Origin of the sequence: Komagataeibacter medellinensis NBRC 3288 (genome assembly GCF_000182745.2) — a bacterium.
Lineage (GTDB): Bacteria > Pseudomonadota > Alphaproteobacteria > Acetobacterales > Acetobacteraceae > Komagataeibacter > Komagataeibacter medellinensis.
The window spans coordinates 3,047,501-3,070,576 of the sequence record NC_016027.1; the positions used below are offsets into that span (position 1 = coordinate 3,047,501).

14 protein-coding genes, 1 tRNA gene and 2 rRNA genes (1 of these 17 running past the window's edge) are annotated in these 23,076 nt (G+C 55.7%); 16 read left to right on the forward strand and 1 reads right to left on the reverse strand.

The features are described from left to right. From GLX_RS14170 to GLX_RS14185, 4 genes are all read left to right on the forward strand, one after another. Positions 1–2,006, forward strand: a 23S ribosomal RNA gene (locus tag GLX_RS14170); it begins 733 nt to the left of the window's first position. A gap of 108 nt (positions 2,007–2,114) precedes the next feature. Beyond that, positions 2,115–2,230, forward strand: a 5S ribosomal RNA gene (gene rrf, locus GLX_RS14175). Between the two features lie 20 nt (positions 2,231–2,250). Continuing rightward, a tRNA-Met gene (locus GLX_RS14180) sits at positions 2,251–2,327 on the forward strand. 199 nt (positions 2,328–2,526) lie between these two features. Next, complete coding sequence (locus tag GLX_RS14185; protein ID WP_014104060.1) at positions 2,527–3,606, forward strand: IS5 family transposase; 1,080 nt, start codon at positions 2,527–2,529, stop codon at positions 3,604–3,606. Between the two features lie 444 nt (positions 3,607–4,050). Here the strand turns inward: GLX_RS14185 and GLX_RS14190 are convergent, their stop codons facing one another. Next, entirely contained in the window at positions 4,051–4,671 is a 621-nt protein-coding gene (locus tag GLX_RS14190) for a sterol desaturase family protein (protein ID WP_050856137.1), read from the reverse strand. A gap of 571 nt (positions 4,672–5,242) precedes the next feature. Here GLX_RS14190 and GLX_RS14195 point away from each other — a divergent pair. The 12 genes from GLX_RS14195 (at position 5,243) to GLX_RS14245 (ending at position 23,020) form a co-directional block, all read left to right on the forward strand. Further along, the gene (locus tag GLX_RS14195) at positions 5,243–6,757 is read left to right on the forward strand and encodes a capsular polysaccharide export protein, LipB/KpsS family (RefSeq protein ID WP_231850351.1); all 1,515 of its coding nucleotides are present in this window, start codon (positions 5,243–5,245) and stop codon (positions 6,755–6,757) included. Position 6,758: 1 nt separating this feature from the next. Beyond that, entirely contained in the window at positions 6,759–8,054 is a 1,296-nt protein-coding gene (locus GLX_RS14200) for a capsule biosynthesis protein (RefSeq protein WP_014106650.1), read from the forward strand. A gap of 309 nt (positions 8,055–8,363) precedes the next feature. Further along, the gene (locus GLX_RS14205) at positions 8,364–9,344 is read left to right on the forward strand and encodes a glycosyltransferase family 4 protein (protein WP_231850352.1); all 981 of its coding nucleotides are present in this window, start codon (positions 8,364–8,366) and stop codon (positions 9,342–9,344) included. Between the two features lie 609 nt (positions 9,345–9,953). Beyond that, complete coding sequence (bcsA, locus tag GLX_RS14210) at positions 9,954–14,519, forward strand: UDP-forming cellulose synthase catalytic subunit (protein WP_014106652.1); 4,566 nt, start codon at positions 9,954–9,956, stop codon at positions 14,517–14,519. 108 nt (positions 14,520–14,627) lie between these two features. Further along, complete coding sequence (locus tag GLX_RS14215; RefSeq protein ID WP_014106653.1) at positions 14,628–15,296, forward strand: SGNH/GDSL hydrolase family protein; 669 nt, start codon at positions 14,628–14,630, stop codon at positions 15,294–15,296. Between the two features lie 49 nt (positions 15,297–15,345). After that, entirely contained in the window at positions 15,346–15,984 is a 639-nt protein-coding gene (locus GLX_RS19275) for an acyltransferase family protein (protein ID WP_331396357.1), read from the forward strand. Then, the gene (locus tag GLX_RS19280; protein ID WP_331396595.1) at positions 15,875–16,540 is read left to right on the forward strand and encodes an acyltransferase family protein; all 666 of its coding nucleotides are present in this window, start codon (positions 15,875–15,877) and stop codon (positions 16,538–16,540) included. The genes GLX_RS19275 and GLX_RS19280 overlap by 110 nt, the downstream gene beginning before the upstream one ends. Before the next feature lie 7 nt (positions 16,541–16,547). Beyond that, positions 16,548–16,910: a hypothetical protein gene (locus tag GLX_RS14225; protein WP_014106655.1), complete on the forward strand. Its 363-nt coding sequence runs from the start codon at positions 16,548–16,550 to the stop codon at positions 16,908–16,910. Positions 16,911–16,986: 76 nt separating this feature from the next. Next, the gene (gene tnpA, locus GLX_RS14230; protein ID WP_007400224.1) at positions 16,987–17,346 is read left to right on the forward strand and encodes an IS66-like element accessory protein TnpA; all 360 of its coding nucleotides are present in this window, start codon (positions 16,987–16,989) and stop codon (positions 17,344–17,346) included. Then, positions 17,343–17,690, forward strand: coding sequence for an IS66 family insertion sequence element accessory protein TnpB (gene tnpB, locus GLX_RS14235; RefSeq protein WP_010510701.1), 348 nt, complete (start codon positions 17,343–17,345; stop codon positions 17,688–17,690). Before tnpA ends, tnpB begins: the two co-directional genes overlap by 4 nt. A gap of 63 nt (positions 17,691–17,753) precedes the next feature. Beyond that, positions 17,754–19,364 (forward strand): IS66 family transposase, encoded by a 1,611-nt coding sequence (tnpC, locus tag GLX_RS14240; protein ID WP_007397838.1) that lies wholly within the window; start codon positions 17,754–17,756, stop codon positions 19,362–19,364. Next, positions 19,319–23,020, forward strand: a complete 3,702-nt coding sequence (locus GLX_RS14245; RefSeq protein ID WP_014106656.1) for a cellulose biosynthesis protein BcsC — start codon at positions 19,319–19,321, stop codon at positions 23,018–23,020. Before tnpC ends, GLX_RS14245 begins: the two co-directional genes overlap by 46 nt. Positions 23,021–23,076 lie beyond the last annotated feature (56 nt).

A 23,076-nucleotide genomic window follows, 5' to 3' on the forward strand; every position in this document is an offset into this window, starting at 1 on the left:
AAGTCGGGGATGAGCTGTGGCTAGGGGTGAAAGGCCAATCAAACTCGGAAATAGCTGGTTCTCCGCGAAATCTATTGAGGTAGACCGTCTGGTATTACCCCGGGGGGTAGAGCACTGGATGGGCTAGGGGGGCCCAAAGCCTTACCAAACCTAACCAAACTCCGAATACCCGGAAGTATGAGCCAGGCAGACAGACAGTGGGTGCTAAGGTCCATTGTCGAGAGGGAAACAGCCCAGACCACCAGCTAAGGCCCCCAAATCGTGGCTAAGTGGGAAAGGATGTGGGGATTCCAAAACAACCAGGAGGTTGGCTTAGAAGCAGCCATCCTTTAAAGAAAGCGTAATAGCTCACTGGTCTATTAGAAACCCTGCGCCGAAAATGTAACGGGGCTCAAGCCACGTGCCGAAGCTGTGGGTGCATTCTATGAATGCGCGGTAGCGGAGCGTTCCGTAGGTCTGTGAAGGAGACGGGGTGACCCTCTCTGGAGATATCGGAAGTGCGAATGCTGACATGAGTAGCGACAAACAGTGCGAGAAACACTGTCGCCGAAAGTCCAAGGGTTCCTGCGCAAGGTTAATCCGCGCAGGGTGAGCCGGCCCCTAAGGCGAGGGCGAAAGCCGTAGTCGATGGAAACCGGGCAAATATTCCCGGGCCTGCCAGAAGTGACGAATACAATATGTTGTCGGGTCTTATCGGATTGATCCGGCTTTTGGCGTATTCCAGGAAATAGCTCTGGCATATAGACCGTACCCGAAACCGACACAGGTGGACTGGTAGAGAATACCAAGGCGCTTGAGAGAACGATGCTGAAGGAACTAGGCAAATTACTTGCGTAACTTCGGGATAAGCAAGACCCGTCAGTGGGCAACCATCGGCGGGTGGCACAGACCAGGGGGTAGCGACTGTTTAGTAAAAACACAGGGCTGTGCGAAGTCGAGAGACGACGTATACGGCCTGACGCCTGCCCGGTGCCGGAAGGTTAAGAGGAGGTGTGCAAGCACTGAATTGAAGCCCCGGTAAACGGCGGCCGTAACTATAACGGTCCTAAGGTAGCGAAATTCCTTGTCGGGTAAGTTCCGACCTGCACGAATGGCGTAACGACTTCCCCGCTGTCTCCAGCATCGGCTCAGCGAAATTGAATTCCCCGTGAAGATGCGGGGTACCCGCGGTCAGACGGAAAGACCCTATGAACCTTTACTGCAGCTTTGCAGTGGCATCAGAGACATTCTGTGTAGGATAGGTGGGAGGCTTTGAAACCGGGGCGCCAGTTCCGGTGGAGCCATCCTTGAAATACCACCCTGACTGTTTCTGATGTCTAACCGAGGCCTGTTAGCCAGGTCCGGGACCCTGCATGGTGGGCAGTTTGACTGGGGCGGTCGCCTCCCAAAGTGTAACGGAGGCGCGCGATGGTGGGCTCAGGCCGGTCGGAAACCGGCTGTCGAGTGCAATGGCATAAGCCCGCCTGACTGTGAGAGTGACAGCTCGATCAGAGACGAAAGTCGGCCATAGTGATCCGGTGGTCCCGCGTGGAAGGGCCATCGCTCAACGGATAAAAGGTACTCTAGGGATAACAGGCTGATCTCCCCCAAGAGTCCACATCGACGGGGAGGTTTGGCACCTCGATGTCGGCTCATCACATCCTGGGGCTGGAGCAGGTCCCAAGGGTTCGGCTGTTCGCCGATTAAAGTGGTACGTGAGCTGGGTTTAGAACGTCGTGAGACAGTTCGGTCCCTATCTGCCGTGGGTGTTGGAGACTTGAGAGGATTTGTCCCTAGTACGAGAGGACCGGGATGAACATACCTCTGGTGCACCGGTTGTCGCGCCAGCGGCACAGCCGGGTAGCTAAGTGTGGACGGGATAACCGCTGAAAGCATCTAAGCGGGAAACCCACCTCAAAACAAGGTCTCCCCAAGGGCCGTGATAGACCATCACGTCAATAGGCCAGGTGTGGAAGCGCAGTAATGCGTGCAGCTAACTGGTCCTAATCGCCCAATAGGCTCATTCCATAGCCCCCATAAAGGGCAACACACATGCACAGCAGTCATCCACTCTCAACACCTAACAAAAACACCAACCCATCCACATCCCTCCCCATACCGGGGAGACTAGATGACCTGGTGGCAATGGCGGGGAATGATCCACCCGATCCCATCCCGAACTCGGCCGTGAAATGCCCCAGCGCCCATGATACTGTGCCTTAAGGCACGGGAAAGTCGGTCGCCGCCAGGTCTTCCAGTCTCCCCTACAATCGCGGGGTGGAGCAGCCCGGTAGCTCGTCAGGCTCATAACCTGAAGGCCGCAGGTTCAAATCCTGCCCCCGCAACCATGAATTCCAAATAAAATCAATGACTTAAAAGGCGGCGCAAGCCGCCTTTTGGCGTTCCAGAACACCAACTGGAATCATATAGGAATCATTCGGAAGCGAATTCACGCGTAGCAACCCTGCGTGGAGGGTTCGAAAAACCCCTGGTTCTGGCCCTCTGTGTGTGATTCCCTCTCTTCTGTGATGATTGAGGGAATGGCTCATGAAGCAGCCGGGCTTCTTTGATGTGGACGAGCGACTAGCCCGTTTGAGTGGCCTTGGCGATCAGCTCGAAGCGTTTTCTCGGACTGTGGATTTTGAGGTGTTCCGTCCTGATCTGGACAGGGCTCTGGCCTATGCGGACGGAAGTAAAGGTGGCCGTCCCCCGTTTGATCCGGTGCTGATGTTCAAGATCCTGGTGATCCAGACGCTGAACAATCTCTCCGACGAGCGAACGGAGTATCTGATCAACGACCGGCTGTCCTTCATGCGCTTCCTCGGCCTGGCGTTATCGGACCGGGTGCCTGACGCCAAAACGGTCTGGCTGTTCCGTGAACGGCTGACCGAGGCTGGCGCCATCCAGAAGCTGTTCGAGCGCTTTGACGCCACCCTGCGAAACGCCGGGTATCTGCCGATGTCCGGCCAGATCCTGGATGCCACGCTGGTGGCGGCGCCAAAGCAGCGCAATACCAACGCGGAGAAAGTTGATCTTCGGGAAGGCCGCATTCCGCAGGACTGGCAGGACAAGCCTGCCAAGTTGTCCCACAAGGATCGCCATGCGCGATGGACACTGAAGTTCACGAAGGCAAAGCGGCAGGAGGACGGGACGCTCCCGTCCACGGACCTCGCCATCCCGTTCTTTGGCTACAAATCGCATATTTCCATCGATCGAAAGTTTCGACTGATCCGGAAATGGAAAGCGACGGATGCCGCCGCCAGTGATGGTGCCAGGCTGCGCGAGGGCTTGCTCGATAAAACCAATACGGCCTCAAGCGTTTGGGCCGACACCGCGTATCGCTCGAAAGCCAATGAGGACTTCATGGACAAAGAGGGTTTCGTCTCGAAGGTTCACAGGAAAAAGCCGCATCTCAAGCCCATGCCTCGCCATATCCAGCGCTCTAACGCAGGGAAGTCCGTCATCCGATCCCGCGTCGAGCATGTCTTTGCCGATCAGAAATCGCAGACGGGATTGTTCGTCCGGACCGTGGGCATTACCCGGGCCACCATGAGGATTGGCTTGGCCAATATCGTCTACAACATGCGCCGCTTCCTCTTCCTCGAGAGGTTGAACGCGGCCGCGTAGCTATCCCATTGGCGACAGCGTCCGATCTGCTCAAGACGCAGATCAAAAGTCACCCCAAGAACCGTCAATCAGCACGACAAAAGCCTGAAATCAGGAACCACGCGCGCCAATCAACGGTTCTTCGATCCCTCCAGGTCGCTCATCTTCAGTCTCCTTGCAGAGCCTGAAGCAAAATTCCCTACACAAATCAATGGGTCCTGAGCCTAACTGACGACACGCCGTAGATTATGTCGGGTTATGGAAAAGCTCTGCATGACGTATGAATCTGGCGCGGATTTTGATCACCCACTTGTGCCAATTGTATCTGATGTCGTGTGGTCAATGGAATAGTAACAATACTCTTTATCTATTATGACCGTATTCCAGCATGGGTTCATGATGGAGTGGACCGCTCCAGCAATATCAATCTCTTTCGGTTTCAGTCTGTATAAGAAGAGGAAATAATTATTTCTGTTTCATATTTGTGCGGAAAATATCATCGATAAATATGCCGGTAATGGCGTAATTTGCATCATGGTCTTTATAATGATGCTTGATGTGGTGTGCCTTAAGCTTTTTCAGCCATTTCGATTTCATGGGGAACTGATGGCATGAATAATGAATAATATCATAGCCGATATATCCGCATATGAAACCGGCGGCTGCTGCGCTGCCGTTTCCTTTTCCCATGAGCCAAACACATCCTGACCATATGACTGCGGCCAGAGGCAGCGATACGCTCAGGGGCATAAGATTACGTAGGGGATGGTTGGGCTGCTCGTGATGATTGCCGTGAATTAAAAAGACCATTGATTTGACGAATACTGATGTTCCCTTCAGATGGAAGAGAAAACGGTGCAGCAGGTATTCCATAGGGAACCAGATGATCCAACCGACCAAGAAACAGGCCACCAGACTCTTGACCGAAAAGGCATGGCTAAACGCATAGACAAGAGCCACAGACAGGATCAGCCCCCATACAACAAGAAATATGGGGAAGGACAGGAGTGTCATGCATTCAAAAACAGGATTTTTGAACAACCGGATCGGCATATTATCGGTTTCATTTCTGCCTACCCGACGCATGTAAGAAATCCTTGAAGTTGAATTGTGGTAATTGTTTTGTGCCTTTTTTACTAATTGGTCGCTTCCATGAGAACCAAGGCTCCTACCATAAATTCCGGGCACAACCTACCACGCAGTCTATCTGTCTTATCTGGCGAAGATGCATTGTTTCTTACTGCACTGTTGCCGGGAATGCCAGCCAAATACGGCCACGACTACACTGTGTTATCTAAGGATGTGGCATGGTTTCATCAAGGCTTACGGCGATATCATTTTCCTTGTCGAAGGTCCATCAGACCTGTGGAAAATGATATGGAAATGCATTAGGAAACGTCCCGACTTTTGAGAGGAGGCTAGATTGGCCTGCCCTAGCCTATTTCGTTGCCCCCCATTTCGTGAGGTGCAGCCACTTCATCTTGCCATTCCTTCGTGTCGCCCTCTTCACGATGGCACAGATGCGGAAATTGCCTGGCTGCGTCATGAAATTGTGAGTCGGCGGGTTGGTGGGACATTCTGGGCAGCGCCATACCATCTTGGAAATTTTTTCCCCATCCTCATCTGCTGTTCCAGTACACAAAATACAACATCTCACATGCTCATGCAGTTGCTTCAACAAATGCTCAGGCAGAACGGAAAGGACAATATTCTTCTTTCTTATCCTTTAAAGCATGGCAGGATTGCAAGATTTGCAAGGCAGAATCAGATTCGCCACGTTTCGATGTCGTGTGATCCTCACAGCCTGCTTGACCATGTCGGTCAGGTTCATGAGGTTGGAGAAGGAGAGATCGGAACCTTGGCCAGCCTGCGTGGATTGGAAGTCGTGCGCCATGCCGTGCCTGGACTGGACGGCAGCGCGCAGGCAGACCCGATTCAGCTTGATGGGAATATGGTTGCGCATGCCCTGCTGACACAGTGGCATTATGTTAATCCATTCAATAAAAAATCAACTGATATCAGGAATGTTATAGAAATACTGACGCTATGGCGCAGGGTAATCGATGAAAACCGCCATATTGGTGCCTGCATTGGGATGTCATGGTGGAAGCGTGACAGGATTGCGGATTTTCTGGCAACGCCTCCCCACGGTATGCGTTTTGTCCGTTCAGTCAGGCAGGCGCTTGGGCTATGCCGCAAGCGGGGCGCATCGATTGCAACATGGGTAACGCGTATGCCGCCAGGATTGGAAAAAGGAGCGAAAGAGGAAAATATTCCTGTATGGAAAGTGGAAGATGGATTTGTAAGATCGGTAGGGCTGGGGAGTGGCCTGCAGGTTCCTGCTTCCATCATCCTGGATAAGAGGGGGATTTACTATGATCCTGCCCAACCCAGCGACCTTGAGCATATTTTGGCAACAACTCGTTTTGATCCACAGTTGCGCAACCGGGCCCGTAATCTGGCTCATTATCTGGTGCATAAGGGTATTACAAAATATGGAAAGGCTGGGCAGTCGGCTGTTGCAGGGTGGGACAGTTGCGGTCGCCGGACCATTCTGGTTCCAGGCCAGGTGAGTGATGACCAGTCCGTATTGCGGGGTGGGGGCCAGATCCGTGGCAATCTTGAACTGCTGCAGGCTGTAAGGCGGCATAATCCCGATGCCTTCATCCTTTACCGCCCGCATCCAGATGTGACGTCTGGCTATCGGGCTGGTGCCCTGAACGAGAGGGATGTGCTGGCCTGGGCCGATCATATAAGTTATGGCGGTTCGATAACGGGTCTGATGGAACAGGTAGACGAAATCCATACCCTGACATCACTTGCAGGCTTTGAGGGCCTGCTGCGCGGTATTCCGGTCGTAACCTACGGGGCACCCTTTTATGCGGGTTGGGGCCTGACCCGGGACATGGGCGACGTGCCATGGTCCAGACGCGGACGCATCTTGCATATTGAAGAGCTTGTCGCGGGTGCCTTAATTCTTTACCCACGCTACCTTGATCCATTGACCCGGTTACCTTGTGAGGCCGAAATCCTTGTTGATCGTTTTGAAGATTCGGCCCTGTGGCGTCCAACCACGCTTATGCAGGTCAAAATGGCCTATGGGAGGACGAAAATAATGTTATCAAAACGTATTCGCCAGAATGCATGGGCCTGTGGGAGCCGAAGCAAGTAATATGGCACAGGATATGCAGGTACCTGAAAGCAAGTCCCGGAACTTTCTACTTTTCCAGGGCTTGATGGGGCCTTTCTTCCGTCGGGTCGGTATCGCCCTGCGCAAGGCCGGCTATGGGGTCTACAAAATCAATTTCAATGGGGGGGACCAGTTGTTCTGGCGCCTGCCCAACGGAATTGACTTTACCGGTTCCAGCGCACAGTGGCCCGACTTCGTGCGTCAGGTCATTCGTGAACATGGTATTACCGATGTCATGCTTTTTGGGGACTGTCGGCCACTACACCGGGTGGCAATTGGCATCTGCCATGAAATGCATGTGCGGGTCTATGTATTTGAGGAAGGCTACATCCGCCCTGATTGGGTTACGCTGGAACTTGATGGCGTTAACGGGCACTCCCATCTTCCACGTGATCCCGAATGGTATGTGCAGCGTGCTGCGGAGTTGTCGCCACTGGGGCCGCATTCTTTTGTGCCGTCTTCGTTCCGGCGCAGGGCATTGGAGGCTGTTGCCTATAACGCGGCGGATATCCTGACCCGATGGTATTTCCGTCACTGGAATGACTATCGTCCATGGCATCCATGGATAGAAGGGATTGGCTGGCTCAAACGCCTAAGGAACCGTGAGGCAGCCCAGATCAGGACCGATGCGACCATAGCGGAAATCAAGGAAAAAACGCTTCCTTATATGCTTTTTCCCCTCCAGCTTGATGCGGATGCGCAGATCCGGTTGCATTCGGAGTTCAAGGGGAACGAGGGGGCCATTGACTATGTTCTCCAGTCCTTTGCTCACCATGCGCCGCAGGACCTGTATCTGCTGGTCAAAGAACACCCGCTGGATAACGGAGTGAAGAACTGGCGTAAGCTGGTTATGCGTATTGCCCGCAAATACGGAATACAGGACCGTGTGCGGTACCTCGAATGTGGGGATATCGCCGTACTGGTGCGTGATGCGCGTGGCGTTGTGACCATCAACAGCACCACAGGCACGCTGGCCCTGGCATCCAACGTGCCAACCATTACACTGGGGCAGGCGATTTACGACATTTCCGGCATTACCTATCAGGGTAGTCTGAATGATTTCTGGCGAAACCCGACACCGCCGGATGAAAAGATATTCAATGCCTTCCGTAGGGTACTGATTGACCGCTGTATGATCGAGGGTGGCTTCTTTTCTGAAGAAGGGCTGGCGAAGTTGGTAAATGGCACCCTTGAGCGTATCCGTTCGTCTGTACGGGCGAATGACGGGTCAAGTTTTGTCACGTCTTCTCTGGAACGCCTGAATGTGATCAAGCGGTAAGCTGCTAAGCCTGCCTGAAATTTCAATAGGAATGCTAGCAGTATGTCAGCGCATATCTTCATGGACCTTTCACGTCTGATTGCCCGGGCGGGCATGCCCGTGCCAACAGGCATCGACCGGGTGGAGTATGAATATGCGCGTTATCTGCTGGCGCATGCCCCACAGCGGAGCACTTTTGTTGCCTTTCATCCTCTGGGCCGGATTGGTGAGATTCCATTTGAAGAGGCGCGGGATTTCGTAAGGCGGACCGGCCTGGCATGGGAAGGGCAGACAGCGCTGTGTTCCGGCCTGCGCCGGCAGGGGCGTCGTATGCTCTGGCAGGCGCTGAAGGCAGTAGATAGGCGGACAGATACAGCTTGCACGGCAATGTATCTTAATGTGTCGCACCATCACCTGACACGTCCCCGAAGCATCGAGAATTTTCTGCTTCGATATAATGCGCTATTCATTGCCATGGTGCATGATCTGATTCCCATTGAATTTCCTGAATACGGGCGTCCTGGAGAAAAAGAGAAACATCTGGTCAGGATGCAGACGGTTGCGCGTCTTGGGGCAGGGGTTATCGTTCCGGCCTATGCGGTTGAGCGGTCACTGGCGCCGTATCTGCAGTTCAGTCCGGCAAGGGCGCATGTGGAGGTTGTGCCGCATGGTGTACATCTGGGGGAAACTGTTCCCGCGAAAGGTGTTTTCCAGCAGCAACTCATGCAGCAGGGGCAGCCCTATTTCGTTTGTCTTGGTACAATCGAGCCACGCAAGAACCATCTGCTGTTATTGAATATCTGGCGTGCCATGGCAGAGGAAGCAAGCGCGGACGTGCCGCACCTGGTCATTGTCGGTAAACGTGGCTGGGAAAACGAAAATGTTATCGACATGCTGGAGCGCTGCCCGGCACTGCAGGGTCATGTGCACGAATGCCAGGGATTGACTGATCCGGAAGTGGCGGCATTGCTGCAAAATTCGGCTGCTCTTCTGTTTCCCTCCTTCAGCGAAGGGTTTGGCCTGCCACTGGCTGAGGCTCTTGTATTGGATGTGCCGGTCATATGCAGTGATATTCCGGTTTTTCATGAATTTGCCGGAACTGACGTAACTTATATTGACCCGACCGATGGCCCTGCCTGGAAGCGCGCCATCCGTAATGCCTGCAATGGCAAGAGGAGAGCTACCGTACCATCGGAAGATCAGTTCAGGGCACCCCTTTTGTTTCAGTGGCCGGAGCAGGTTGGCAAGGGTATACAGGCGGCGGATGATATTATTGGAAAATATGAATGTTCTGGCCTGCTGCCAGGGTAGGGTGGGCTTGTCGCGTCTGGTCGGGTCAGATCATTTATATAAAATTCTAAATATAGTTTTATTTGTTTCTATAAAAACAAATAAAAAACTAATCCTGAATAGAAAAAATTCAGGAATATAAATTTCTACGTAAAATAACGTATTCTATTAAATTAGAATAACAGATCTCTATATATCTGATAAAATCACCAAAAATACCTATAATTTCTATACGCATTATAGTAAAAAATAAAGCAATAAAAAATTAATCATTTATGAATTATTTGGTATTTCGTTAGGTGTGTTCTTTTTAAACTGGTATTCAATATGCCTGATATATGAAAAATATATTAAAGAGGCATATTTTCTTTCTTGACAATCGTTTGCCATAAAATTAATAACTGAATTCGCCATAGAGAATTAAGTCAATAATATGGTGGAAAAGTGGAAATTTCATGGAATCCTGATGCTAGGAAGAGTAATCCCTGCGCGTCTTGAATAAGAAATCTCGGTTTGTAGAATTTTACAGTGAACATTTGAAAATTTCGGGTGCGTTCCTATCGTACAGATATGTGGTTTTGCACTGAATGGGTATCGCATTTTAAGGTATAGGCAGTTCTGACGGTGTACATGACTAAGGCGGTAGCCGCCAGAATTACCGAATTGATGGATCAGATCGGTACAGGTCGGGTGCCTGCGTGGGCGCCGATTGTGGTCGGTGTGGCCATGATGAGTTTTGTAGGTTCGATCGCCCTCCTGCCCGACCTGCAAGGCATGATCTCGATCGGGACGGTTCTGCTCCTGCTTGTGCTGAACAGGTTCAAGGGGCGTGGCATCACCATCTTTCTCATGATGCTCTCCCTGCTGGTTTCCCTGCGCTACCTAGTATGGCGGTTGACATCCACCATCGAGTTCCATGGGTGGATACAGTCCTTTCTGGCTATCCTACTTCTTCTGGCTGAAGTTTATGCGCTCGTAACCCTGTGTCTGAGCTATTTCCAGATGGCATGGCCGCTGCGGCGCAAGGAACATCCTCTGCCCGAGGACCCCGCGACCTGGCCGAATGTGGACGTATATATCCCATCATATAACGAAGATCTCGATCTTGTCCGTTCTACCGTTCTGGGCGCGCTGGAACTGGACTGGCCGGAAGATAAGCTCAATGTCTACATCCTTGATGATGGGCGCCGGGTTACCTTTCGCGATTTCGCGCTTGAATCGGGGGCAGGGTATATCATCCGCTCGGAGAACAGCCACGCCAAGGCAGGTAACCTCAATCACGCGCTGAAGATAACCGACGGCCAGTTCGCCGTTATCTTTGACTGTGACCACGTGCCTACCCGTGGCTTCCTCAAGAGAACCATCGGCTGGATGATTGCCGATCCCAATCTTGCCCTGCTCCAGACGCCGCACCATTTCTATGCACCTGATCCCTTCCAGCGCAATCTCGTGTCTGGTGCCCATGTCCCGCCGGAAGGCAACATGTTCTATGGCCTTGTCCAGGATGGGAATGATTTCTGGGATGCCACCTTCTTTTGTGGTTCGTGCGCCGTTATCCGCCGTTCTGCCGTTCTGGGCATTGGTGGTTTTGCTACGGAAACCGTGACGGAAGATGCGCATACCGCGCTTAAGATGCAGCGCAGAGGGTGGCGGACCGCTTACCTGCGCGAACCGCTGGCAGGTGGGTTGGCGACCGAACGCCTGATCCTGCATATCGGGCAGCGCGTGCGTTGGGCGCGCGGCATGCTGCAGATCATGCGGCTGGATAATCCCCTGCTGGGGCGCGGCCTGCGCTGGGAGCAGCGGTTGTGCTACCTGTCCGCCATGTCGCACTTTCTGTTTGCCATCCCGCGTGTGACTTTCCTTATCTCCCCGCTGGCCTATCTGTTTTTGGGAGAGAACATCATTGCGGCCTCGCCGCTGGCCATCAGTGTGTATGCGCTACCGCATATTTTCCATTCCATCCTGACTCTCTCCCGCATTGAGGGGCGGTGGCGCTATTCCTTCTGGAGCGAGATTTACGAAACATCGCTGGCGTTATTCCTCATCCGCATTACCATCGTTACCCTGCTTCAGCCCCACAAGGGTAAGTTCAACGTGACGGACAAGGGCGGCCTGCTGGAAAAAAGCTATTTCGACTTTAGTGCCGTCTACCCCAACGTTATCCTGGCCAGCATCCTGTTCATTGCGTTCCTGCGTGGGGTATTTGGTATTGTCTGGCAGTTCCATGACCGCCTGGCCCTGCAGTCCTTTGCGCTTAATACGCTGTGGGTGGTCATCAGCCTCATCATTGTACTGGCTTCCATTGCGGTGGGGCGTGAAACACGCCAGACCCGCTCTGCTCCGCGTATTACGGTGACGCTGCCCATCAGGGTTTCCGATCGCGAAGGCAGGGGCTTTGCCGCGCATACACACGATATTTCGCTTGGTGGGTTGGGGATTGATATTCACTGGCCTGTCGATGTGCCCGCGCCAGATGAAGTTATGGTGGAATATGTAAACGAACGGGACCGGATTCATACCACCGTTCCCGCACGTGTCCTGTCCATGGGGGAACGGTCCATGCGCCTGCAATGGGTGCGGCGTGACTTGCAGGATGAAAGCCAGATCGTGGATATGGTTTTTGGCCGCAATGATGCCTGGGCAAACTGGGCCGATTTCGAGCCTGACCGGCCCCTGCGCAGTATTACCATGGTAATCAGAAGTATTGGTGGCCTCTTTAAGTGGCGGGCGCGTGAGGCTCCACGCAATGTGGCAGACGAAGAAGAGGCTGCTGTGCCTGTTGTGGAAGAAAAACTGGAGAAACAAAGCCTCGTGCTGAAACCTGTTCGACGTAGCGCCCGTAATGGTGCTGCCGCATCCGCTGCCTTTCTTGTGGCCTTTGCCGCCCTCTGTCCGGTAGCGATGGCGCAGGTGCAGCCCGCCACCGCATCCGCCGCCATGGGTGACCAGGAAGGTGTAAGCGCCGAAACCCCGTTCGGTGACAGTAATACCGGTACCGTGCCCGAAGCTGTGCCGACGATTGATCAGGCCGTGGCCGACCGGATCAGTGACACGGAAGTGACGCGCACCCTGTCATTCCGCAACCTTGGCGCCACGACCGGCCCGCTTACCCTGCGCGGGTATTCCCCCCTGCAGGGGCTGGACGTGATCGTGCCGGCCAACCGTGTGGTCACTCACGCGAAGCTGACGATTTCCGGGGCGCTTTCACCCTCCCTGCTGCCTGAAGCCAGCGCCGTGACGGTAACGCTGAACGAGCAGTATATCGGCACGATCAAGGTTGACCCCGATCATCCGCAGTTCGGGCCGCTGACGTTCGATATCGACCCGCTTTATTTTACTGGTGATAACAAGCTCAATTTCCGTTTTGCGGGTGAATACAGGCGTGACTGTAACGATCTCTTCAATGAGATCCTGTGGGCGCGTATCTCTGACATGTCGCAGATAACGCTCACGACTGTCCGCATAGCCCCCGCACGCAAGCTGTCGCGGCTACCCGCGCCCTTTTTTGACCCCAACCTGCGCACGACCCTGCGCGTGCCGATGGTCCTGCCCGATACTGCTTCAACAAGCAGTCTCAAGGCTGCGGGTCTGGTGTCATCGTGGTTTGGCAAGATTGCTGATTTCCGCAAGCTGTCTTTTCCCGTCTATACGGCGATCCCGGCTTCGGGCAATGCGGTCGAGGTGGGGGAAAACCTGCCTGTTGATGATGCAGGCACACGACCGCGCGGTCCCATGCTGGCGGAAATCGCCAATCCCAATGATCGCTGGGGTACCATTCTGGTCGTGACCGGGCGCAATGCGCAGGAAGTTGAGGTCGCAGCGCGTGCGCTTGTATTCGCGACGGATACGCTGGGTGGTGTCGCGTCAAAGGTTGTGGAGGACGTGTCGCTGGAGGCACGCCAGCCCTACGATGCACCTGCCTTTATACCGATAGACCGTGTCGTACGTTTTGGCGAACTGGTAGGGGCCGCAGACCTACAGGGTGGCGGGTTCTCGCCTGAAGGGATGACGCTGCCTTTCCATCTTCCGCCCGATCTTTATACTTGGCGTGGCCGTCCTTTCCTGATGGACATGTGGATCCGTGCCCCCGGTGGCCCGGTGGTGGATCTTGAGACATCGCGCGTCGATGTCAGCCTCAACAACAACTACCTGCAGAGCTATACGCTCTCGCCGCCGGGGCTGTGGCAGCGCTGGTCGCAGCGCATGGTCAACCTGCATGCCGGTGCGGTCGGGCATACCACGGCGCTGCCGACCTGGCTGCTGTTTGGGCAGAACCAGTTGCAGTTCAAATTCGATGCCCGACCGATCGACCGCGGAGCCTGCCGCCGCACTCCCGGGGACATCCATATGAGCGTGGATTCTGATTCCACGCTCGATTTCCGCCGTGGCTACCATTTTGCCGAGCTGCCCAACCTGTCCTACTTCGCTGAAGCGGCCTTTCCCTTCTCCCGCATGGCTGACCTGTCTGAAACGACGGTAGTGCTGCCATCGCAGATCAATGCCGGCACGGCTGGCGCCTTCCTGGACCTGATGGGATTCTTTGGTGCCTCGACATGGTATCCGGCATCAGGTGTGCAGATCGTGACCGCTGACCAGATTGAGGCCAACCCGCCTGCGGGAGACATCATCGTGCTGGGTACGGCAGCGCAGTTGGGTAATGCCACGCGGCTGCTGTCGCACTCGCCGTATGTCATCAAGGATAGCCATATCCAGATTGGTGAGCATATGGGCCTGCAGGGCATCTGGTACCTGTTTCAGGATCGTGACCATGCTGGCCTGAAGAATGGCGTGACCGCAAAGCTCAATGCCCCGATCGTTGAGGCGGGACTGATGCTGGCGGCCCAGTCACCCTATGATCGCGCCCGCTCCATCATTGCCTTTACGGGTGATACACCGGAGCAGATTCATGATCTTGTTCTCAGCCTGCGCAACAAGACAGACCTGCCTTCATTGCAGGGTGATCTGGTCATCAAGAATGGCGACCGGTTCACCAGTTACCGCACGGCGCCTACTTACACCGTAGGTTCGTTGCCGCTTTGGGTGCGTGCCGACTGGTATCTGAGCCGTCACCCCTTTGCCCTTTATCTGACCGGTCTTGTCGGGGTAGGACTGGCGGCCCTGGGTATAAGGGGATGGCTGAGGCACCTGTCGCGCAAACGTATCGAGAAGGAGGAACTGACCGGAGAACTGTAATCGATTGCGGAGTTGGTAGCAATTGACTGAAGTCAATGTTACTGCTGGAGCGATTTTCACATAAACGCACGTTTTCTGAAAAATAAATCGTTTACGGAGGAATGATTCATGAATGCTCTTCTCGCGGGTCTTACGCTTCTGATTATCGGCGATAGCCACGTAACCTTCAAAGACTCCCTTCTTTCAGTTCTGCCAGATGAATTTACCAAGCGGGGTGCGAAGGTCGTAACCTATGGTGTCTGTTCTTCCATGGCGGCAGACTGGGTTGTGCCCAACCCCAATAACGGGTGCGGTGCGGCAGAGCGTATTGGCGATGCACCGATTGGCGCACCTAATATGAAGCCGACCTCTCCGCCGCCCATAAGCGACCTGATTGCCAAGTGGCACCCCAATGTTGTCATGGTCATCCTGGGTGATACCATGGCTGCCTATGAACAGAAGGCTGTCTCGAAGGACTGGGTGGACGAACAGGTCAAAACCCTGACCTATACCATCGGCAAGACCGCATGCATCTGGGTTGGCCCGACCTGGGGGCAGTTCAGCCCGCGTTACGGCAAAACCGACCAGCGCACGACGGAAATGGCAACCTTCCTGAAGGGCGAAGTGGCGCCGTGCACCTATGTTGATGGCACGGCGCTGCTCAAGCGGGGCAGTGTCAACACCATCGATGGCGTTCACGCAACGCCGGCAAGCTACAAGGTGTGGGGTGACGCGATCGTGCAGGCAACGCTGCCCGAGCTTGAGAAGATGAAAGCAACTCCTGCGGCAGGCCAGTAAGTCCGCTCACTACACGGAAGCATCCCTGACGTATCGGGGGGCTTCCGTCTTGCCGGATACGGGCGCCATACGTGGAAATTTGTTGATGCTGCAAATAAAAGACGCCGCCCTCGCCTCCACCTCCAGCAGATGGCGGGACATACTTGAGAAAGATTTCTTTCCCAAAAACCGCCGGCGCGATATCGATGGTCTGCGTGGCCTCGCCATTGCCCTTGTTGTGCTGTTCCATGCAGGTTGGCTGCAGGGGGGCTTTGTCGGGGTTGATATCTTTGTGGTGATCTCGGGCTATTTCATGGGCCGTTCAGCACTCATGCAGCATCCGTTCCAGCCCGTGCGCTTTGTCTGTCGCAGGCTTTACCGCCTGCTCCCTGCACTGGTGTGCATGATTGCACTGGTCTCGGCAGGTATGCTGTGGTGGGTCCTGCAGAGCGACCGGGCCGATATCGCGATCAATGGCGCCTATGCGCTGGTATACCTGTCCAACATCTGGGCATGTCGGTTATTTCCAGGGGCAGAGTATTGCCTACCCGTTCCTGCATACGTGGTCGCTCTCGCTGGAAATGCAGTTTTATACCATCATCTTCCTCATGGCCCTGCTGCTGCCGTTGACAAAACACCGCAAACTTGTCCTGACGGGCATCTTCGCGGTTTCGGCAGCCTATTGCGGGCTGAGCTATTTCAAGGGTGATACACAGGCCTACTACAACATATTCGACCGGTTGTGGCAGTTTTCCCTTGGCACGATGATCTGGATCTTTCCGCGCCCGCAGTTCAGCAAGGTGGTTGCGAACATCATCTATGCGGCAGCCCTTGCGGTGATCGTGGGGTCGGGCCTGTTTTATACACTCCAGTTTGCCTGCCCGTCTTACATGATGGTTTTCCCCTGCGTTGCCGTGGCCGTGATCATCATGCTGCCCGAAACGGAAATTGGCCGGTTGTGCCTGGTGCCGATTTCCCCGCTGGGTGTCATTTCCTACTCGGTCTATCTTTGGCACTGGCCGGGCATTGTGGTGGCGAGCTATCTTCTGTCGTTCCAGGTGCAGGGGCTGACCATGGCGGCAGTTCTGGGCATTGTTCTTGTGATCAGCCTGCTCAGCTACCTGTTCGTGGAACGGACCGGCCTGGATTACGAAGACCGGGTGACGCCTGCCGTGCGTAACCGTGGGGCAGCCATCCTGGTGGGGGGCTGCATGACGTTGGCCGCGATCCTGTTCTATATTTCCTTTGTGTCTCGTGTTCATTAGGACATACATGACAAGACCGTCCCTTGCCGGTGGCTGGCGGCATTGTGCTCCGGCATGGCGCAGTGCGCCTGCGGCCTGGGTCATGGTGCCTGCGTCGTATGCGCCATCTCCCGCCCGGTTGACCGGGGGGGGGCTGAAAATTGTCTGCGGCATGGTTGCCGGCGTCATTATGTCGGGAGAGGTCGCGCGCGCGCAGTCTGCATGGACGCCAGCGCCCGATAGCGCGCCATCATCTTCCAGCGGTACCACGCAGATTACGGTTACCCCCAGCGCAGACCAGATAGCGGCTAATGCGCACCTGGCGCATGCGGCAGCCGTGCTGGAACTGCTGCTGAACGTAACCGGCCGTTTGAGGCCGCCTTATGATTGAGGATTGTGACTGGTAACTTACCGTCGTTAACGACGTCGTTAACGACGTCGTTATTGACGTCATTTGAGAGGTAAGAATGACCCAGGAAATCCTGATTGGCGTTGAACGCCGCCGCCGCTGGTCGGATGAACGGAAGCTGGCGATACTGGCTGAAGTTGGTGTGGATGGAGCAAGTGTATCGGATGTGGCACGTCGACATGACCTGACCCGCCAACATCTTTACCAATGGCGGACGTCATTCCGTCAAAGACTATCTTCCCCAGATCAGTCTGTGGCGTTTGTTCCTGTTGCTTCAGTGACGACACCTGCTGTGGCATCTGGCGGTGATCCTGACGAACTGGCCATAGTGCTGCGCAATGGCCGTAGTATCAGGGTGACGGGACATCCTGCCGAAGATCTTCTGGCCCGGGTCATCCGGATTGCGGAGACGGCATGATTGGCGTGGGCAACGGCGTGCGTGTCTATCTGGCCTGCGGGGTGACCGATATGCGCAAGGGCATATCGGGTCTGGCAGCACTGGCACAGGACGTGCTGCGTCAGAACCCGACATCAGGGGCGCTCTTTGCCTTTCGTGGTCGCCGTGGGGACAGGATCAAGCTTCTGATGTGGGACGGTCAGGGGTTCTGTCTTTATTACAAGGTGCTTGAGAAGGGACGTTTTCCATGGCCGTCTCCGGCAGAGGGCGTTGCACGCCTGACGACAGCACAGATGGCCATGCTGTGGGAAGGCATGGAGTGGAGACGCCCTTCCTGGTCTGCACCACCGTCTCGCGTGGCCTGATTTTTATGGCGTGAGAGTGCAGAACATTTTGAATTTTCTTAGGTTTTCTGCTATTTTTTCATAATGACGTCTGCACCTGCGGTCCTGCCTGATGATCCGGATACCCTGAGGGAAATGATTGTTTCCCTGCAGACCGAAGTGGCTCGGCTTTCTGCGTCAGCCCGTGCGTATGAAGCTCTTGTCCAGTCTCTCAAAATCCGGATCGCACGTCTTCAGAAACAGAAATTCGGGGCCAGTTCAGAAAAGATAGACCGTGAGATTGAACAACTCGAACTGCTCCTTGAAGATGTAAAAATCGCCATCGCGGCAGCCGATCCTTCTCCTGATATCAGGGAGCATGATGTCAGCGATGATGCACTCTCTCCCCCACGGCAGCGTGGCAAACCAAAGGTTTCTGACACGACACCACGGGAGCGTATTGTTCTCGACCCAGGTGAGGCCTGTCCTGCCTGTGGCGGTCCCCTGCGTCTTGTAGGCGAAGATGTCACCGAAATACTGGACTTTATTGCGGCAAAACTGAAAGTTGTCGAAACGGCACGGCTGAAGAAATCCTGCCGTCACTGCGAAACACTGGTGCAGCCTGAAGCACCGTCGCGCCCTGTCCCACGGGGGATGGCTGGCACCGGGCTTTTAGCCCATATCCTGGTCTCGAAATTCGATGACCACATTCCGCTTTATCGTCAGAATGAGATCTTTGCCCGTCAGGGTGTGGACATTCCCCGTTCAACCCTGATCGACTGGTGTGGTCAGGCCGTTGCCGTTCTGCGTCCTCTGACAGATCTGATCCGTCAGGATGTCGTAAAGGCAGACCTGCTACATGCTGATGATACACCCATCCAGGTTCTTGACCCCCGTCTGCGTCAGGCTGGCAAACCCCGGGGCGTGAAGGAAGGGCGGATCTGGAGCTATCTGCGCGATCCCCGCCCATGGGGAGGGAGTGATCCGCCCGCCGTGGCCTACTGGTTCTCTCCCGATCGCAAGGGGATCAATCCCCAGACCCATCTGGCACAGTTCCGGGGCATTCTGCAGGCTGACGCCTACGCCGGGTTCAGGGATCTGTATAAACCAGACGCAACAGGAACCGTGCACGTGCGCGAAGCGGCCTGCTGGGCTCATCTCCGCCGGGCCTTCCATGATGTCTGGAAGGGCAGTGATTCGACAATCGCAAGGGAAGCACTTGAACAGATCGGAGAGCTCTACGATATCGAGCGCCAGATCACCGGACACCCGGCCCCGTATCGTCTGGCTGTCCGACAGGAACAAAGCCGCCCCCGTGTCACAGCATTCCACGCATGGTGCGAAACACAGCTTGCCCGTATCCCTGGAAAGGGGGAACTGGCAAAAGCGATCCGTTATGCGCTCAACCGGTGGAAGGCCTTTACCCTGTTCCTCGAAGATGGTCGTGTCGCCATCGACAACAATCCTGCCGAACGCGCCATACGGCCCGTATGCGTGGGGCGAAAAAATTATCTCTTTGCCGGATCCGACACCGGGGGCGACAACATCGCTGATGCCATGACGCTTATCGAAAGCGCAAAACTCTCCCGGCTTAATCCGCACGATTACCTCGCCGACGTCCTGGCCCGTATCAACGAGCACAAGATCAACCGGCTCCACGAACTGTTGCCATGGAACTGGAAACCCGTGAATACACTGCACAGACAGGCCGCATAATCAAGGCGGCCCAGAGCGGCCGGTTACTGCTGAACCAGGGCTATTACTGGCTTGGGCAGCACAACCTGCCCAAGGCGCGCGAGACGATCCAGCGCGCGCTTTCGATCGAGCCGGACAACAATGAAGCCATTTTCCTACTGGGCCGAGCACAGATGGCTGAGGGTCAGCCCAAGCTGGCTTCTGCTACACTTAACCGACTGATCCACAATGGCGGTGCGGCGGGACTGGTGTCTGACCTCAAGGCCCAGATAGAGGCCGGACCGGTGGACCCCAAGGCCCTGGCGGAAGCTCGTGCCCTTGTGGCTTCGGGCAAGATGATGCCCGCGATGTTCAAGTACAAGGCCCTGTTCAAGAACGGCGACCCGCCACCAGACCTGGCCATGGAGTATTACCGCGTGCTGGGAGCCACCATTCTTGGCTATCAGGAAGCGCGCACCAAGCTTGCCGCATGGGTGGCGCGCAACCCGCGCGATCTGGATGCGAAGCTGATGCTTGACCGGATTCTGACCTATCGCGCCTCCTCGCGTGACGAGGGGCTGGAGGGGTTGCGTCAGCTTACCCGCTCCCATGCTTCCGCCGGGATACGGGATGGGGCCATGGCCGCCTGGCGTGACGTGCTGCTGTGGGAGCCGATTACCGGCCCTACCATCCCGCTCTATAACGAGTGGCTTGGCATGCACCCGGACGACAAGGAAATCATTGATCGCCTGCACAAGGCGCAGGAAACGCAGAACACCATTGATGCCGCCAATTACCGCCAGCATGGCTACGAATTGCTGGCAGGCAGGAACCTGGAAGGTGCGGCTGCGGAGTTCCATCGTGCCCTGGCCATCAATGCGCATGATGCGGATTCGCTTGGTGGGCTGGGACTTGTGGCGCAGGGCCGCCAGCAGGCAGCTCTGGCCCGGCAGTATTTCCAGCAGGCCATGGAGATGGACCCGGATTCCGCTCCTCACTGGCGCGCAGCCATCAAGGCGATGGAAAGCGGTGGTGGTGGCATGGACCCGCTGGTGGCACGTATCATACAGGCCATTAATTCCGGGCGGTACGATGCGGCACAGACGGACCTTGCGCAACTGGCTCACAGGGGCAATACGGTTACACTCATGTCCCTGAAGGGCATGCTGGAGCGCAGGCAGGGCCATCTGGCCGAAGCCGAGCACCTTTATCGTGAAATCCTGCGCCGCGTACCGGGCAATGCCGATGCCCTGTTCAACCTGGGCGGCATACTGATCGAAACCGGCCGGGAGCCCGAGGCGCAGGATATTATCGTGCGGCTGCACCATGTGCGTCCCGACCTTGCGCGCCATCTGGAAGTAGCCGATCTTTCGGCTCAGTCGGACCGGACTCGCAATAATAACGAAAAACTCCAACTGCTGAACCGCGCCCTGGCCATGGCACCTGCGGATCCGTGGGTCCGGCTCAAGCTGGCGCATGCGCTGGATGAAGCAGGTAATCATGCACAGGCCCAGGCCGTCATGGATGGTGTGACCAGTGGGCGCTCCGTTACGGCCGAGGACCTGCAGGCCGCGATCATCTATGCCATGGGCCGCCATGACCTAGCCCGTGCCGAACAACTCATGGCACGTATGCCAGCGGGTAGCCAGAGCCCCGGAATAGCGCGCGTGGCCGAACAGATTGAACTGGCCCGGCGCATACAGGAACTCAACCGCGCACCGCGCGCGCCCAATGCGTTGCTGATGGCGCTGGCTGACCGGCCCGATCCTACGGGTGAGCGCGGCATGCGTATTGCCAATGCGCTGCTTGACCGCCATGCCCCGCAGGATGCACAGCAGGTACTGGCAGAGGAGGAGCGGCTGACCCAGCCGCCCCAGCCCTCCCAGCTTCTGGCCTATGCGGGTGTCTACCTGCGGTTGCATTCCTCCATTGATGCCACGCGCTGCCTTAATGGCTTTGATGCCATTGCCCAGGTCCGGCCTGCCGATATAACGGCGGACCAGCGTGAGATCCGTAACCAGATCGCAATCGGTCTTGCGATCATGACAGCAGATGGGTTTGACCGTTATGGCCAGACCGCACAAGCCTATCAGGTGCTGGCGCCAGTGCTGCAGGCGCATCCGGATTCGGTTGAGGCGCATCTGGCCATGGGGCGTGTCTACCAGACCCGCAACCTGGCCCGGCGCGCGCTGGAAGAAGACCAGGTTGCCCTGCGCCTCAAGCCGCACAACATATATGCCCTTGCCGCAGCCGCGCGCGATGCGGGTGGGCTGCACCAGATGGCAGCGGCCAAGGCCTATTCCACCCAACTGGCGCAGGAAGATCCTGACGGCCCGATGAGCTGGGAAGTCCGTTCCGATATCGAGCGGATCGAGGGCAATACCCGCCTGCAACTGGTTGATGTGGAACATGCGCGCCACGCGCAGTGCACGCTTGATGGCGAAGGCATCTGCGCAGAGCCGCAGCATGAAAGCTTTCTGCCCGATTATCGCTGGCCCGAGATTGACAGCAACTATATCAACCTGCACGGCGCGACCCTTCCCGCGAGCTATCACTACATTCCCGAAGACGACGGGCCGGAGGCCATGGATCGCCAGATCGTCTACCTGCGCGATTCCGTCTCACCCCAGATCGATGCCAATACTTTCGTACGCAGCAGGACGGGCATTGCGGGGCTAGGGCAGCTTACGGAGTTCGCCGTTCCGATTACGGGCACGTTGCCGTTTGAATCGTGGGAGCACAGGCTGTCCTTTTCAGTCATTCCTACGTTCCTGTTCACGGGTAACCCGCTGGGCAATTCCTATTCGGAGCATGAATACGGCACCGATGCCGTCAATAAGCCGATGCCCGGTTACGCGCACCATAATTATATGCAGGGCGTGGGGCTGAGCCTGAATTATGTCAATCACTGGTTTGCAGCTGATGTAGGGTCCTCACCGCTTGGTTTCCCCATTACCAATGTGGTGGGCGGGGTAGAGTTCTCGCCCCGTCTGACCCGCAACCTTGGCCTGCGCATCAGCGGTGGTCGCCGCATGGTGACCGATAGCGAACTGTCTTATGCCGGTGAGCGTGACCCCGGCACGGGCAAGTTGTGGGGTGGGGTAACGCGCATGTTCGGCCATGGCGCGCTTGAATGGTCCGAGCCAACATGGAACGTGTACGCAGGCGGTGGCTTTGCCTATCTTGGCGGCACGCATGTCATTGGCAATACCGAAGCAGAAGCCAGTGCGGGTGGCAGTGCCACGGTGTGGCAGATGCATGACCGACAGTGGTTGCGGGTTGGGCTTGACCTCATGTATTTTGGCTACAAGCGCGATACTTACTTCTTTACATGGGGGCAGGGCGGTTACTTCTCTCCGCAGCAGTATTATGGTGCTATGGTGCCGGTCGAATGGTCGGGTCATAACAAGCGGTGGACGTGGTTCCTGCGGGGGGAGGCGGGATTTCAGCATTATCATAGTAATGGTGCCCCGTACTACCCTAAAGATTCTAATCTTCAGGCGCTTTCTGTTGCAGATCAGCCGGATTATTATGGTGATGAGGGTGCAAGCGGCCTTGCGGGCAATGTGCACGGTCGTATTGTTTACCAGTTTACCCATCGCCTGCGTGTGGGGATGGAGGGCGGCTATAGCCGCGCAGGCAACTGGTCTGAAACCAGCGGCATGTGGATGGCTCACTATGCTTTTGATGGTCAGTAAGACGGCAGGAAATATTCAGACTGGTAATTGCCCAATAATATCGGGGAACTGCAAGG